General features: G+C 63.0%; 12 protein-coding genes and 2 tRNA genes. 8 read left to right on the top strand and 6 right to left on the bottom strand.

The window, feature by feature from the left end; translation table 11 throughout:
• Positions 1 to 69: 69 nt before the first annotated feature.
• Positions 70 to 1,713, bottom strand: a complete 1,644-nt coding sequence (locus AC3LCN_RS02110) for an MDR family MFS transporter (RefSeq protein ID WP_488648438.1) — start codon at positions 1,711 to 1,713, stop codon at positions 70 to 72.
• 102 nt (positions 1,714 to 1,815) lie between these two features.
• Between AC3LCN_RS02110 and AC3LCN_RS02105 the strand changes: the two genes are divergently transcribed.
• Positions 1,816 to 2,757, top strand: coding sequence for an LLM class flavin-dependent oxidoreductase (locus tag AC3LCN_RS02105; protein ID WP_488648437.1), 942 nt, complete (start codon positions 1,816 to 1,818; stop codon positions 2,755 to 2,757).
• Positions 2,758 to 3,135: 378 nt separating this feature from the next.
• Here the strand turns inward: AC3LCN_RS02105 and sodN are convergent, their stop codons facing one another.
• Complete coding sequence (gene sodN, locus AC3LCN_RS02100; RefSeq protein WP_488648436.1) at positions 3,136 to 3,546, bottom strand: superoxide dismutase, Ni; 411 nt, start codon at positions 3,544 to 3,546, stop codon at positions 3,136 to 3,138.
• A 13-nt stretch (positions 3,547 to 3,559) separates the two neighbouring features.
• A complete protein-coding gene (locus AC3LCN_RS02095) occupies positions 3,560 to 3,931 on the bottom strand; it encodes a hypothetical protein (RefSeq protein ID WP_488648435.1) in 372 nt (123 codons plus the stop codon).
• Positions 3,932 to 4,018: 87 nt separating this feature from the next.
• Here AC3LCN_RS02095 and AC3LCN_RS02090 point away from each other — a divergent pair, with 87 nt between their 5' ends.
• Together AC3LCN_RS02090 and AC3LCN_RS02085 are read left to right on the top strand one after the other, a co-directional pair.
• On the top strand, positions 4,019 to 4,780 hold the full coding sequence (locus AC3LCN_RS02090; RefSeq protein WP_488648434.1) for a lysophospholipid acyltransferase family protein: 762 nt from the start codon (positions 4,019 to 4,021) through the stop codon (positions 4,778 to 4,780).
• Complete coding sequence (locus AC3LCN_RS02085; RefSeq protein ID WP_488648433.1) at positions 4,777 to 5,619, top strand: LysM peptidoglycan-binding domain-containing protein; 843 nt, start codon at positions 4,777 to 4,779, stop codon at positions 5,617 to 5,619. Before AC3LCN_RS02090 ends, AC3LCN_RS02085 begins: the two co-directional genes overlap by 4 nt.
• A 12-nt stretch (positions 5,620 to 5,631) precedes the next feature.
• Here AC3LCN_RS02085 and AC3LCN_RS02080 read toward each other — a convergent pair whose 3' ends face one another.
• Positions 5,632 to 5,967: a hypothetical protein gene (locus AC3LCN_RS02080; RefSeq protein ID WP_488648432.1), complete on the bottom strand. Its 336-nt coding sequence runs from the start codon at positions 5,965 to 5,967 to the stop codon at positions 5,632 to 5,634.
• Between the two features lie 23 nt (positions 5,968 to 5,990).
• On the opposite strand from AC3LCN_RS02080, the gene AC3LCN_RS02075 reads away from it, so the two are divergent.
• Positions 5,991 to 7,784: a DUF885 domain-containing protein gene (locus AC3LCN_RS02075; RefSeq protein WP_488648431.1), complete on the top strand. Its 1,794-nt coding sequence runs from the start codon at positions 5,991 to 5,993 to the stop codon at positions 7,782 to 7,784.
• Here AC3LCN_RS02075 and AC3LCN_RS02070 read toward each other — a convergent pair.
• A complete protein-coding gene (locus tag AC3LCN_RS02070) occupies positions 7,781 to 9,157 on the bottom strand; it encodes a saccharopine dehydrogenase family protein (RefSeq protein ID WP_488648430.1) in 1,377 nt (458 codons plus the stop codon). The genes AC3LCN_RS02075 and AC3LCN_RS02070 overlap by 4 nt on opposite strands.
• Before the next feature lie 205 nt (positions 9,158 to 9,362).
• Between AC3LCN_RS02070 and AC3LCN_RS02065 the strand changes: the two genes are divergently transcribed.
• The 3 genes from AC3LCN_RS02065 (at position 9,363) to AC3LCN_RS02055 (ending at position 11,119) form a co-directional block, all read left to right on the top strand.
• Positions 9,363 to 9,923, top strand: a complete 561-nt coding sequence (locus AC3LCN_RS02065; RefSeq protein ID WP_488648429.1) for a LemA family protein — start codon at positions 9,363 to 9,365, stop codon at positions 9,921 to 9,923.
• 18 nt (positions 9,924 to 9,941) lie between these two features.
• Positions 9,942 to 10,904, top strand: a complete 963-nt coding sequence (locus AC3LCN_RS02060) for a M48 family metalloprotease (RefSeq protein ID WP_488648428.1) — start codon at positions 9,942 to 9,944, stop codon at positions 10,902 to 10,904.
• 139 nt (positions 10,905 to 11,043) lie between these two features.
• Positions 11,044 to 11,119: transfer RNA gene (locus AC3LCN_RS02055), tRNA-Gly, on the top strand.
• A gap of 15 nt (positions 11,120 to 11,134) precedes the next feature.
• Here AC3LCN_RS02055 and AC3LCN_RS02050 read toward each other — a convergent pair.
• Positions 11,135 to 13,171 carry a GMC family oxidoreductase N-terminal domain-containing protein gene (locus AC3LCN_RS02050; RefSeq protein WP_488648427.1) on the bottom strand — a complete coding sequence of 679 codons (2,037 nt, stop codon included), beginning with the start codon at positions 13,169 to 13,171 and terminating at the stop codon, positions 11,135 to 11,137.
• 71 nt (positions 13,172 to 13,242) lie between these two features.
• On the opposite strand from AC3LCN_RS02050, the gene AC3LCN_RS02045 reads away from it, so the two are divergent.
• Positions 13,243 to 13,317, top strand: a tRNA-Gln gene (locus tag AC3LCN_RS02045).
• The last annotated feature ends 13 nt before the right edge of the window (positions 13,318 to 13,330 follow it).

Raw genomic sequence — 13,330 nt, 5'->3', positions numbered from 1 at the left:
TCATAGGGGTGGAGCTGCGCCGACGGGTGCGATCCGGGCGCACCCCCAGAGGGGTACGCCCGGAGCCATTTACAGTTCGGCTGGTGCGGCCTGTGCTCCGCTACGGAGTGGGATCTCCTCGATCAGCGCTGCGGCAACCAACGCCACGAGGCTGGCCGCCGCGGAGAGCCAGAAGATTGAGCCGATCGCATCGGCAATGCCCGCCTTAATCGCCGTGAAGAAGGCGTCAAGGTACTGCACAGGGATCAGGCTGATCAGGGCCTGGTCAAACTTCCCACCAACATTGGTCAGCTGCGAAAGATTGCCACCGATGGCAGTGAAGAACGGGGTAAAGGTGCCCGCCGGAGCCGCCTTCGCCAACTCTGCTGGGATGGTGGTCGTAAGCTGCCCTCCGAAGTAGGAGCCAACCAGCGCCAAGCCTACCGACCCGCCGACCTGGCGGAAGAAGGTGAGGTTTGACGTTGCTACGCCGAGGAACTTAAATGGCACGGCGTTCTGCACCACGATCGTGAATACCGACAGGGTTGGCCCAACGCCGAGTCCGGCGAGGAACATCCAGAGGCGCAGAAGCCATGGATCGGTATCCGCCTTGATGTTCGTCAGCAGCACAGATGCTGCGGCAACGAGCACAATGGCTCCAAGGATCAGCGTCTTATACCGTCCACTTCGCGCAACGATTAATCCAGCCGCGACCGAGCTGACGATTACTCCCAACAGGAGTGGCAGCGTGGCGTAGCCCGAATTCGTTGCAGTTTCGCCGAGCACTGTCTGGAAATAGCGCGGCAAGAAGATGATTGAGGCGAAGAATCCGATAGAGGCGAAGAACGAGGCCGCAGCGGCAGCCGCAAATGTGCGGTTTCGGAAGAGCTCGAGCGGAATGATCGGCTCTTCGACCTTTGCCTCAATGAAGAAGAACAGGCCAAGGAGTGCGAGTCCAAGCGAGATCAGACCTGCAACCTCTGGGGTTGCGAAGGCGTTGGTCTGTACGTTAGTTAGGCCAATGAGCACCGGGATTATGCCGGCGGCAAAGACTAGGGCGCCCAAGAAGTCGATCTTCTGGTTCGCGCGACCCTTGATCGTTGGCAGCTCGATTAAAATGATCGCGATGCTGATTAGGCCGATCGGCAGGTTCACGTAGAAGATCAGGTGCCAGCTGAATGTATCGGTGAGCCATCCACCGAGCGCTGGACCAATGAGGCTTGCGATTCCAAAGACTGCGCCGAAGAGCCCCTGGTAGCGACCACGCTCCTTTGCCGAGTAGAGGTCACCAATTGTGGCAAGGGCAATTGGGAAGAGCGCACCGGCGCCGAGTCCCTGGATTCCGCGGAAGATGATCAGCTGCTCAATGTTCTGCGAAAGGCCGGAGAGCGCCGAGCCGACAAGGAAGAGGCTAACTCCAATAAGGAGGAGCGGCTTGCGGCCATACATGTCGGAGAGCTTGCCGTAGATCGGCACCGTGACGGTGCTGGCCAGTAGGTAGATCGTGACGACCCAGGTGTAGAGGTTTGCACCGCTCAAGTCGGTGATGATCCTAGGCAGGGCGGTGCCGACGATCGTCTGGTCGAGCGCACCCAAGAAGAGGGCGAGCATGATTGCGACGACAATCCCTTGCTTGGCGCGCTTGGAAAGATCTGCTCCCGCTGGTGCAGGTGCCGGTTTCGCGGCTGTGCTTATCTTCGCCGCGACAGGGCGACGAGACTTTGCTGTGGCCATTGAGTAACCCTCCATGACGCGCCGTCAGGTTTCCGACGATATTTCGCGTTGCAACTATCCTACCCCGCACCGCATTTACCTGCTGAGCGCTAGGGTTCCCCTATGCAGATTGCCGTGGTCATTGAGGGGCAGATGAACCTGTCGTACGCGCAGCAGCTCGCTGCCGCCCAGCGCGCGGAGGTGGTCGGCATCAGCGGCTTCTTCCGCACCGATCATTACCAGTCATTTCCAGGTTCCGACGACCAGGCAACCACCGACGCCTGGAGCGTGTTGGCGGGGATCGCACGCGAAACGAAATCAATCACCCTCGGCACACTGGTCAGCCCCGTCACCTTCCGGGCGCCGGGCGAGTTCGCCAAGGTGGTCGCCACGGTGCAAGAGATGGCGGGGCGACAAATCCATGCCGGCCTCGGTACCGGCTGGCATGAGTCGGAACACCGCCGCTACGGCTTCCCGTTCCCTGAGATGCCCAGACGTGCGGAGATGCTCGAAGAGCAGCTCGAAATTGTGCGCGGCCTCTGGGCCGGGTCTGACGGTTGGTCGTTCAGCGGCAAACACTACAACGTGAGTGACGCCCTCTTCCGTCCGAAGCCCTCACCAGTGCCATGGATAATCACGGGCGGCGAAGGCTCGCCGCGCGGCATGCGCATTGCCGCGAAGTTCTCCGACGAGTTCAACCTCACCTCGTCTACCCCTGAGACTGCCCGCGAGAAGTTCGCGCAACTTGATGCCACGTGTGTCGCAGCAGGCCGAGCGCCAGAGAGCCTCGCGCGCTCCGCGATGACGGGGGCGATGATCGGCCGAACCGAGCCTGAATATCTCGAGAAGTTGCGCGGCTTCATGTCGCGCATTGGCGCTGCTGGTGATCCCGAGGAGTATCTCGCACCACGTCGTGCGCGATGGCTGGTTGGCACCCCAGATCAGGCGTTGCTGCAGATGCGCGCCTTCCGCGACACGGGTGCGAGCCGGCTCATGGTGCAGCACATGGATCCCACCGAAACGGCCTCACTCGATCTTTTGGCAGAGCTGCACGCGCAGCTCTAGCGCGGGCGCTTAGCGCGCAGCGGGAATTAGCCCCCTGCGGCCGCGCGGCCCAATGCGATAGACCACCCTGCCGCGGAGTGCGCTGAGCGGCTGTGCGCCGTCATGACGAGAGTCGCGTGAGAGCGCTGCATTATCACCTAGGAGCCAGAGACCCGATACGCCCGGGGGCGGGGGTGCGACGCGCTTCACTTCAAAACGACCCACGCGTGCAACGATCACCACGCTGCCGATCGGCGGTGCACCGCGGAGGCCAGGGAGGCCCTTGGGGCCTGCTGGAAGCACAAGGAGCCGGTCCCCCGGACGGAGGGCCGGCTCCATTGAGCATTCAGCAACATCAGCGACCCAGATCCGTCCGGGTCGATCAAGCACAGTGGCGCGTTACGCTTTTGACGCGACGAACGTAGCGGCGAATGCCTCGGTCGCAGCGACAAGCTCTGCCGCTGCAGCCGCATCAACGTTCTGCTTATTCTTGGATGCCAACTTCAGCAGCTTCCAGACCTGATCGTGCAGGTCTGGGAACTTTGCCAAGTGCTCAGGCTTGAAGTAGTCGGACCAGATGACCTGGACCTCGCGCTTCACCTTCTCGGAGTGCTCCTCTTTGATGGTGATGCAGCGCACGAGCTTGTTACGCGTGGCGCTGTCGGTCACCTCGATCTGGCCGATCAGCTCGACCATGCGTGCGACCGTCTTGGCGGCAACCACCGCACTTGACGGGTCGTAGATGCCACACGGCACATCGCAGTGCGCATGGACGGTGACGGGAGTGAACTCGGCGAATAGGTTACGCATGAAACTCTCCTCTCTACTTAACAAATACGGAAACGGCCACGTTGAGTAGCGCCAGCACGCCGATCGCATGATAGGTGCTCGCTGCAATGGATACGTCCTTACGACGTGGCCACGCAAGCAGCAAGATCACCGCCGCTACGGCAATCTTAATGCCGTACTTCGTGTGATTCACTGGATCAGTACCCATCTCGGCGATCCCAATCAGCAGTACGCCAGTCAGGAACTGGAGCAGGGTGCCATGGGTAATGCCCGCCGAAAGGCGCTTCGGTGAGTTTGATAAGCCGGCGAAGTAGCCGCCCACGATTGCGGCCATCCCGAGTAGGTGAATGAAGACGAGGACGAGCTGGGCGGTCTCCATGGATTCCCCTTTCTGCTGAGCGGCCATGGTAGCCGCCCCTCTGTACGGTAGCGGACTGTGCGGCGCGCGACGAGCCTCGGTCGTGGGGGGTGGGAGCGTGTAGGGTTTCACGATATGAGTGAACGAAAGGTCCGGGCGTACAGCTCGTACAGCCGAGACGCCCTGATCCCACCTGCAGCGGGTGAGGGGGTTGCGTGGCTTGGGCGTCAGCCTTGGGCCCATGCGAGTCTTGCCTACCGCGCCCTGCGCCTCACCCTGCGCGTGGTGCTCGGTGCGTTTGGGATGCGCGTTCGAGCCGTGGGGCTAGACCGCCTCGCCACCTCTGGGCCGCGCATCCTCGTTGGCGCCCCGCATCGTCGCTACTACGAAGCGTTCGCGCTAGGCATCGTCGCCCCCGCAGCGCCGCGGATCTGGTGGCTCGGCCTCGGCCCATTCATCGTTGGTCGCGGTCGCGTCCGCTCCGCGCTGCTGCGGCGACTCGGTGGCCTCCTCCCGGTGTGGCGTGGCACGAGTGGTATCGAGACGCACCTGAATGCGGCGACTGCCGTCTTCGCCGCTGGCGCCCACTATGGCGTGATGCCCGAGGGTGGAACCGGCGGGCCGACAGATCGCTTCGCCGAGTTTCGCCCAGGGGCGGCGATTATCGCCATGCGGACCAGGGTGCTGGTCGTGCCTGTGATCTTTCGATTCCACAATCGCAGGTTCGGCCTCCCGAGCGTTGAGGTGATCGCACTCGACGACACCTCGCCATGCACTGATCAACCGGCCCCAGAGGCGGGGAGCCGAGAGGAGTTGACCTTCGCTGCAGCTTGGAGCGAAGCGCTTGCCGACCGTATGGAGAAGATCTGGCGCGACGGGGTAGGATCGCCGTCATGAGCGCTGCCGTTTGCCCCTTTATTGCGACGGGTGCAGACTCCTCCAAGCGATCGTCAGGGCCGAGTGCGGCGCACTCTTGTTTCGCAACGCGCCCCGCAGAGCCGATTAACCTGCAGCGGCAGAGTGAGATCTGCCTCACCCCAACATTTACCGCCTGCCCAATCTTTCTCGCGTGGGCCTCGCGCGAGGCGGCGCAAACGATCGATGCCCCCGCCCCCCAGCCACTCCCGTTCGGTACCCCCGCGGCAAGTGCGCCAGTTGATCTCGCTGCGGCGGCCCTCGGCATCGATGAAGTAAGCGGCGCGTACGACGAACTCCCTGAGGGGAGCATCTGGTCAACGGCGCCGGTCGCTGGTGCGCCAAACTTCGCACTGAGCCCCACCGAAGAGGAGCGCGTCCGGGTCGTTCCGCTGTACAAGCGCCGCTCGATGGATGACGAAGCACCACGTGCCGCACTGCGGCTCCCGAAGATCCTGGGGGGAACACGCGGCGCCGCTGCGCTGCTCATTCTTGCTGCGGCGATCCTCTTCACGCTACCGACGATGCTGAAGGGGGTGAATGGTTTCATCGCCGGTGTCACCGCAACGCCAACGCCGAGCGCCGCACCGTCCAGTAACGTCAGCCCATCGACGACGCCAACACCGACACCAGAGTCGCTGATATATCGTGTGAAATCGGGCGACTCTCTCAGCAAAATCGCGGGGGTCTATCAGATTAGTATTGACGTGATTTTAAGCGCAAATCCGGCGATTGATCGCAAGAAACTCACGATATTTGTGGGGCAAGAGCTGATCATCTCGCAGGTAATTCCCGACGTGGTGTCGTCACCGAGCCCGTAACGGGCGAGGGTATTAGCGGTCGCGCGGCGAGAAGTTGATCGCGGTGATCTTGCCAGCTTCAACCTTGATCGTCGCGTCAATCTTGCTGCTCTTGGATCCGGGTCGAACGACCAAGATGTCGCACTCAACCTGATGGCCAGTATCCTTGACTTCGCCTGGGATCATGCGCAGCCCCTTGTCGGCGCGCAGGAACCAGCCGCCAACGCGTTCGTGTCCCTTCAACAGTTGAACGCTGTCGGCGACGTGCACGCGCATCTCGACGCGTTCGTCCATGAGCTTGAGAGCACCTACGCGGTCATCCGCGTTCAGCAGCTCAAAGAAGGCGTCGGTTGTGTCTTCTGCACCCATGTGCTGATGGTACCCTGCCGACGATGATTGATGCCCTCGACGCCGCCGGCCTCCTCGCCCGCTTCGCGGCGCTGCACCCCGTTGCCGCAACGGGGATGGGGATCCATGACTACGACGGATCGTGGGGTGAGCATGGCCCTGCGGGTCGCGCGGCGCGGCTGGACTGGTGTGACCGCGAAGAGGGGCGTCTGGTTGCCATCCCGGCAGCAAACCTCAGCGCCGACGATCTCTGCGATCGCGACCTGGCCCTTGGCACGATTCGCGCGATCCGGTTCGAGCTACAGGAGGTGCAGCCTGAGGCGTGGGATCCCCTCCATACCGTCTCGGTCATTGGCGGTGGGCTCTTCCCACTGATCGCTCGTGGCTTCGGTACGGCAGAGCGCCGCGCTGAGGATCTTGCGGGTCGACTCACGCAGATACCCGCCCTGCTCGATGCCGCCGTTGCTAACCTCACTGGCCTCCCTGAACTGCGGGTGCCCGCCGACGACGGCGCGCCGCGCCGTGGGGGAGATCTCCCACCTACGGGCACGGTTACGCTCCCAGCGCGGCCAGTCAGTCGCCTCCATACCGAAACGGCGATCGCACAGGCACCGGGCATCGCCGAGCTCGCCGAGCTCGGGGTAACGACCTACGGCGAGGCGCTCCGTGGCCCAGCCGATGCGGCCATCGCGGCCACAAGCCGGTTCATTGAGCGACTGCAGCGCGAGGTCCTCCCGAAGAGCTCTGGCGAGGGGCGTTACGGCGCCGCACTCTACGACCGTGCCTTGCGCCACACCCTCTTCGGATCACACGACCGTGCCGCAATTGCAGCAAAGGGGGAGCAGGAGTTCGCCGCGGTGCGCGCGCGCATGATCTCGATCGCCCAGCGCATTGCATCAGAGTGGCTCGGCGACAGAGCGACCGCAGCACGCAGCGGTGATCGCTCAACCCTCGTCGCGGAGGTGCTCCACGCGATTGGTGGCGATCACTGCGCCCCCGAAGAGATGTTGGATCGATCGCGCGCCGAAACCGCACGCTGTGAGGCATTCATTCAACGCACGGGGCTGGTTGACCTACCGAGAGAGCCGCTCGAGATCATGTGGACGCCGCTCTTCTTGCGCGCCTATGCCGGAGCCTTCCTTGATGCGCCAGGCCCACTCGATCGCGGTGAGAAGAGCTTCTTCTACGTAACGCCAGCCCCCGATGATGCGACGCCCGAACAGGTTGAGTCGAAGATGCGCGAAGACAACAACCGTATGTTGGCGCTACTTGCCATCCATGAAGCGATCCCAGGTCACTACCTACAACTTGCCGCTGCGAATCAGACGCCGCGCCCGCTGCGCGCCGCCTTCGGCTCTGGCGTCTTCGCCGAAGGGTGGGCGGTCTACGTCACGCAGGTGATGATTGATGAGGGGTTCGGTGACGGCGACCTGGCGCTTGAGCTGGTGCACTGGAAGTTCTATCTCCGTTGTATTGCCAATGCGCTCCTTGACGCGGGCATTCATGCCGATGACCGAGATGAGGCGTGGGCGCTCAACTTGATGGTTGACCAGAGCTGGCAAGAGGAGGCGGAGGCGAAGGCGAAGTATCTGCGCGCGCGTCTCACCTCTACGCAGCTCCCAACCTACTTTGTCGGGTCAATGGGGTGCTGGGAGGTTGAGGATCGCGCACGGCGTGCCGCGGGCGGCCCAGTCGCGCATGTTGACGGCGCAGACCTGCCAGGGAGCCGCGTTGAGACGCCAGGCTTCTCGCGGCCGAAGCATTTGCGCGCGGTGCTCTCGCACGGCACGCCACCGATCCAGCTCCTCGAACGACTCCTCGGCCTCGCCGAGTACTAGCGCCCGCCGCGCCCCTGTCGCTCGGCATCGGTCTCGGGGTACGAGACTGGTGCGGAGAGCGCTGCGGTTGCCGCCGCTGAGTAGGCCGTATCGGCTGGGCTCGACGAGCCCTTGACCGTGACCGACTTCGCGCCAACTGGCGGCTGCTCCGTTGCTGGCAGGATCGAGCGGCCGGGAAGCCGATGCTCAAGCTTCACCGTCACGTCGTAGTCCTCGCAGATGTCGAGGAATGGATCTGGATCCATCATGTCGGGCGACTTGACTCCAGCGCCACCCCAGACGCCTTCGGCGATCAGCTCCATTGCCATGATGGGCATCACGCCGGTCTGCCAGGCGACTGGCTGCAGGTTGTAGCGACCCATCGTCTCCGCGGCATCACACACCTGATAGTGGAACGTTTCGCGTGGGCGGCCATCCTTTGTGCCGCTGACCAGCGTTCCAACGATCGCACGACCGATCATGCTCTTACCGAGCGTTGATGGGTCAGGCGAGAGAGCGGCGATCACGTCGCGCGGTGCAACTTGGACGCCCTTCACGTTAATTGGGTTCTTGCCGTCGAGCCCGAGTCGGTGCAGCAGCTGCAGCGTCTCAATGAAGTCGGCGCCGAGCGCGTACTTAAACGTGATCACGTCGGCCTTCATGCTGCGTGGCAGCTGCACGATCTCTTCATGCTCGACGTTCACGCACATCACGGGGCCAACCCCTTCAGGGAAGACGAAGTCCTCTGGCTCGCTGAATGGCTCGCGCACTTCGATCTTGCCGTTACGCCATACGATCGGCGGATTCAGGCACTCCTCAATGACGGTCCAGAGGCTGAAGACCGTCGCAAACGGGTAGCCCTCAATGCGCAGGTCGCCACCGTCGCGCACGTGAACCGCAGAGATGTCGTCGAAGGTCCACTTCTTGGCGTAGGCGGCAAAGATGTTGGAGAGGCCCGGGTCCATCCCCATGCCGATGAGCGCCAACTTGCCGCGGTTCTCCCAGAGCTTCTTGCGCTCCTCCTGATATGCGCCGAGCATCACTCCTGGAACGGTGAATGGGTTCTGCACATCGGGTATCGAGAGGCTTGTCGCCATGTCGATGTAGTGCACGCCAGCCTCAAGGGCGGCGTCGAACACTGCAGGAACGAAGCGGGGGTCAACGGCGTTCAAAACGAGGTCCGCCTTGGAGCTCGCGATGAGCTCCTTCAGCTGCGCCGCGTTCCCCGCATCAACCTGGGCAACCTTGTACCCAGCGCCGACCGCATCGGCGACCGTGCGTGCACGGTCAAGTGAGTAGTCCGCAAGGGTGAGGGTGCCGAGCCACTTCTTTCCCTTGATCAGGTGGGCGATTGCCTCGCCGACGGTGCCCGTACCAACTACCAGAACGTTCATCGTTCAGTGCCTTTCACGCGGGGGCCCAGGAAGCCGGGCTGCACCCACACCAGGGGAGTCCTCAGAGGGCTCAACCCAGTTGCTCATCGCAGCCTACGCCTACCCCCCGGGGGGTCGTCAAACAGCCCGGAGTTCGTGCGGGGAGTGGTCGTATACTGATCTTAGGCGACACATGCCGCCACAGGTGTAGTTGAAGGAGTGTCCAATGGACCCAATCATTCTCATCGTCGTACTTGTGGTCGTCGGCCTGGTGGTCGCCTCCTCCTACAACGGACTCGTCTCTGGTCGCAATCGCGTGAAAGAGGCGCTCGGCCAGATTCAGGTGCAGCTCAAGCGCCGCTACGACCTGATCCCAAATCTTGTTGATGCAGTCAAGGGGCAGATGGGCTTCGAAAAAGGCGTTCTCGAGAGCGTCACGAAGGCACGCGCCGCTGCGGTGAGCGCTGGCGCAAGCGGTGATACCGCTAGACAGGCGAAGGCCGACAACATGTTGACCGGCTCGCTGCGCACCCTCTTCGCCAACGTCGAGGCATACCCAACGCTGAAGTCGAATGAGAATGTGATTCAGTTGCAGGAGCAGCTGACGTCTACAGAGAACCAGATTGGCTTTAGCCGACAGCACTACAACGCCACCGTTCTCTCTTACAACAACGCCATTCAAACCTTCCCTGGGGTGCTCTTTGCGCGCGCGTTCGGCTTTGCCGCCAGCGAGTTCTTCGACGCCCCTGATTCCGAGGAGGCCGTTCCGAAGGTCAACCTCTCCTAGTCGGCAACGGTCGACGCGATGGCAACCTTTTATGACCTTGCGGCGGAGAATCGACGAAAGTCGCTCCTCCTCGTCCTGATCGTAGTGGCGATCCTCGCCGCCTTCGGGGCGAGCGCAGGGATCGCGTTGAGTGGCAGCGTTGACGGTGGCATCCCCTTCGCCCTCGGCGCGTTCGTCCTCGGCTTCTTCCTCACGCTCGGCGCATATTTCAGTGGCGACAAGGCGGTGCTTGCCGCCGCCGGCGCCAAGGAGCTCGACCCTGCGGCCGGTCGAGAGGAACGCGAACTCGACAACATCGTGAACGAGCTCTGTCTCGCGGCGAACATGCCGAAGCCGAAGGTGTACACCATCGAAGACACGGCGCTGAACGCGTTCGCCACGGGGCGCGATCCGGAGCACGCAAGCATCGCCGTGACCGAAGGGCTCATGCGCACGCTTGACCGCGAAGAGATGAGCGGCGTGATCGCCCACGAGCTCTCGCACGTGCGCAACTTTGACATTCGCTACGGGCTGCTCGTGGCCGCCCTGGTCGGATCACTGGCGCTGCTAAGTGACCTCGTAATGCGCTGGGCGTTTTGGGGCGGCGGTCGCCGACGTAGTAACGACCGCGAAGGTGGCAATGCGCTACAAGCGATTTTCATCGTTCTCACCATTGTGCTCGCTATCCTTGCACCGATAGCCGCGCGGCTGGTTCAGCTTGCTGTCTCGCGCCAGCGCGAATATCTGGCCGACGCTTCGGGTGTCGAGCTGACGCGTAACCCGGCTGGGTTAGAGCGCGCGCTCGCCAAGTTAGCTGGCGATAAGGAGGTCCTCGAGGTTGCGACGAAGGCCACGGCGCACCTGTACATCATCAATCCGGTTAAGCACTTTGAAGAGCGGTCAGGCGGCTTCCTCGCGACGCATCCGCCGCTTGTTGACCGCATCAATCGACTTCGTGCCCTGCGCCGAGCGAAACCACTCGAGTCGGTGACCGAGGCCTAGTCGCAAAACTCCGAATCCAAGGCGGTCTGCCCCCTGGGTTACAGGGGCGGATCAGATCACCCCGACCGCAAGGCCAACCTAGAGACCCTGGCGGTCGTCGTAGTCATCCAAGCCGCCTCCTTGCTATTGTGAGCGTCGTGCGGGAGTAGCTCAGTTGGTAGAGCACTTGCCTTCCAAGCAAGATGTCGCGAGTTCGAACCTCGTCTCCCGCTCCAACCCCTTGTTTGTGGTCAGGCGTGCGTGTCGTCGATGATTGCGCGTGAAACCCGCTTTGCCACCGCCAGGATCGTGACCATCGGGTTCACGCCGAGCGCCGTAGGAAAGAGCGAACCGTCGGCCACATAGAGACTCTTGATCAGGCCCCCGTTCGGATCACCTGGGCGAGGCCGCGGGGTGGATCGAACGCGGCCCCACGGATCGCAGACGTGGTCGTTCGAGTCTGATCCCATACGCGCCGTGCCCATCTGGTGCGCAGAGAAGACGGTGCCGCGGTTCGGGGCGAAGTCGAAGCGATGCAGTCGCCGCAGGTAGACCTCCAGCGCCTCGTTCCCTTCGCTGCGGCGCCAGCTCATTGGTGGCGAGCCGGCGGCGATCACCTCGCTGGCACCAGCCGCCTCGGCGATACGCGACATGGAACGGAGTGCATGGCGAAGTCCGCGCTCATCCCGCGGCGTGGTGCAGTAGTTGATTTCGGCAAAGCCGGTACGGCTCGCCGTGACGCTGCCGCCAGCATCATCCTTCACAATGGCCAAGAAGGGGGCGATGTATCGGCTCAACTTCATGAGGCGTTCATGTTCGGCGCGCGAGGTCCACGGAATGCCGAGGGCGAGGAGGCCAGGGTGCCCAGGGGCGCTCTCGATGATGTAGCCGTTTCGCTCTTCATCAGGATCAATGAAGCGTGAGCTCTTCACCGCCTGCATCGTGCCGCTCCACATCTCGACTGGCTCATCGAAGACGCCCGCAACCAGACTGACCGGATGCAGTCGAAGGTTCTTGCCGATGGCGGGATGGGTGAGGCCGCTGCGCTGCAGCAGCACTGGTGTGCGGAGTGCACCACCCGAAACCACCACAGTCTTCGCGATGATCTCAAGGGTGCGAGGTGTGCCAGCGCGCGTGCCGAGCGTCGTAATTGCACCCGTCGCCGTGCCGTTCTCAATGACAAGGCGCTCCGCCTTACAGTCGGGCAAGATGCGCGCACCGTTGGCGGCCGCCTGCGCCAAATGGAGGCGAAGTGATGATTGCTTTGATCCCGTCTTGCAGCCGAATGGGCAGGTTCCGCAGTCGCTGCACTCGGCGCGGTTGACCTGAAGCCGCTCGCTGCTCCAGCCGAGCTTCTCGGCGCCGCGAATGATCGCCGCATCCTTGAGCGGCACATTCTGGGATTCCTTCGCGCCGATCTCCTTCATTACCGCGTCAAGGTCACCTCCGAACTCACCTCCAGCGGCACCGGTGACGCCGTGTTCGCCCTCCCACTCCTCGCGCACCCGCTCGGGAGTAGGGATTGAGGCCATCCAGTTCACCGTGGTGCCGCCACCAACGGTTCCGCCGGCAAGGATCGCGATGTGTGCATCAGCCGTAGCGGTGAAACCAGAGTCGAGATAGAGGCGCTCGTAGGCGTCGCGCTCTTTTGTTGGGAAGGTTGCCTCGGTATATAGGCCGCCCGCCTCAATGATGAGCACCTCATGACCTGCGGCGGAAAGGTCACGCGCAATGCTCCCGCCACCGGCGCCGGAGCCGATCACCAAGACGTCGACGGCGAGGCGCTCCGCAGCGCCTGGGTCAAATGGGGTGATCTGTGTGACGTTGGCGGTTGTGGGATTTGGTGTTGGGTTGTAGCCGAGAGCGCTCAGTCGCGTGCGCACCAGTTCATCGGCCGGCTCATCGGCATCCGAGTAGGCGATGAAGGAGAGGAGTTTACGGAAGACGGCGGCGCCGCTTCGGAGCATTGGGACGGGATGCTGGACCCAGCGGCGCAGAAACTCGTCTCGCCGAGTTGCTTTCAGCGTGCCGAATCGCGCCAGGCGTCCGCCAATCAGTAGGCTGCCAATGCGCGTGTCGAGAAGGTTGAGGACCAGCCGCAGCTGGCCATGGAGGGCCGGGTCGACCACCTTGGCGATTGCCGTCTCGGCGGCCGCCGCGCGAGCAGCACCACCGCCGGCGACGAACCCCTCCGCTAGGGCGGCAAGGGTGCGGCGCTGCGCGTCATTGAACACGCCCACTGCTGGGGCTGGCGCTGGCGTCGGAGCGGCGTTCTTTACAGTAGACATGCCGCATATATTGCATCTTTCTGCGTGCGGCGGGAGACGGAGGCGCGCCGCTGGGGTACGATCGGCACCGTTGGCGCGTGGCCAAGCGGTAAGGCACCTGCCTCTGGAGCAGGGGATCCTAGGTTCGAATCCTAGCGCGCCAGCCAACTCTCCCAGTTC

The organism is Candidatus Limnocylindrus sp., from assembly GCF_040397215.1.
In the GTDB taxonomy this organism is placed as follows: domain Bacteria; phylum Chloroflexota; class Limnocylindria; order Limnocylindrales; family Limnocylindraceae; genus Limnocylindrus.
Note: the sequence above shows the minus strand (reverse complement) of the source record. Positions and strands in the feature narration are given on the sequence as shown.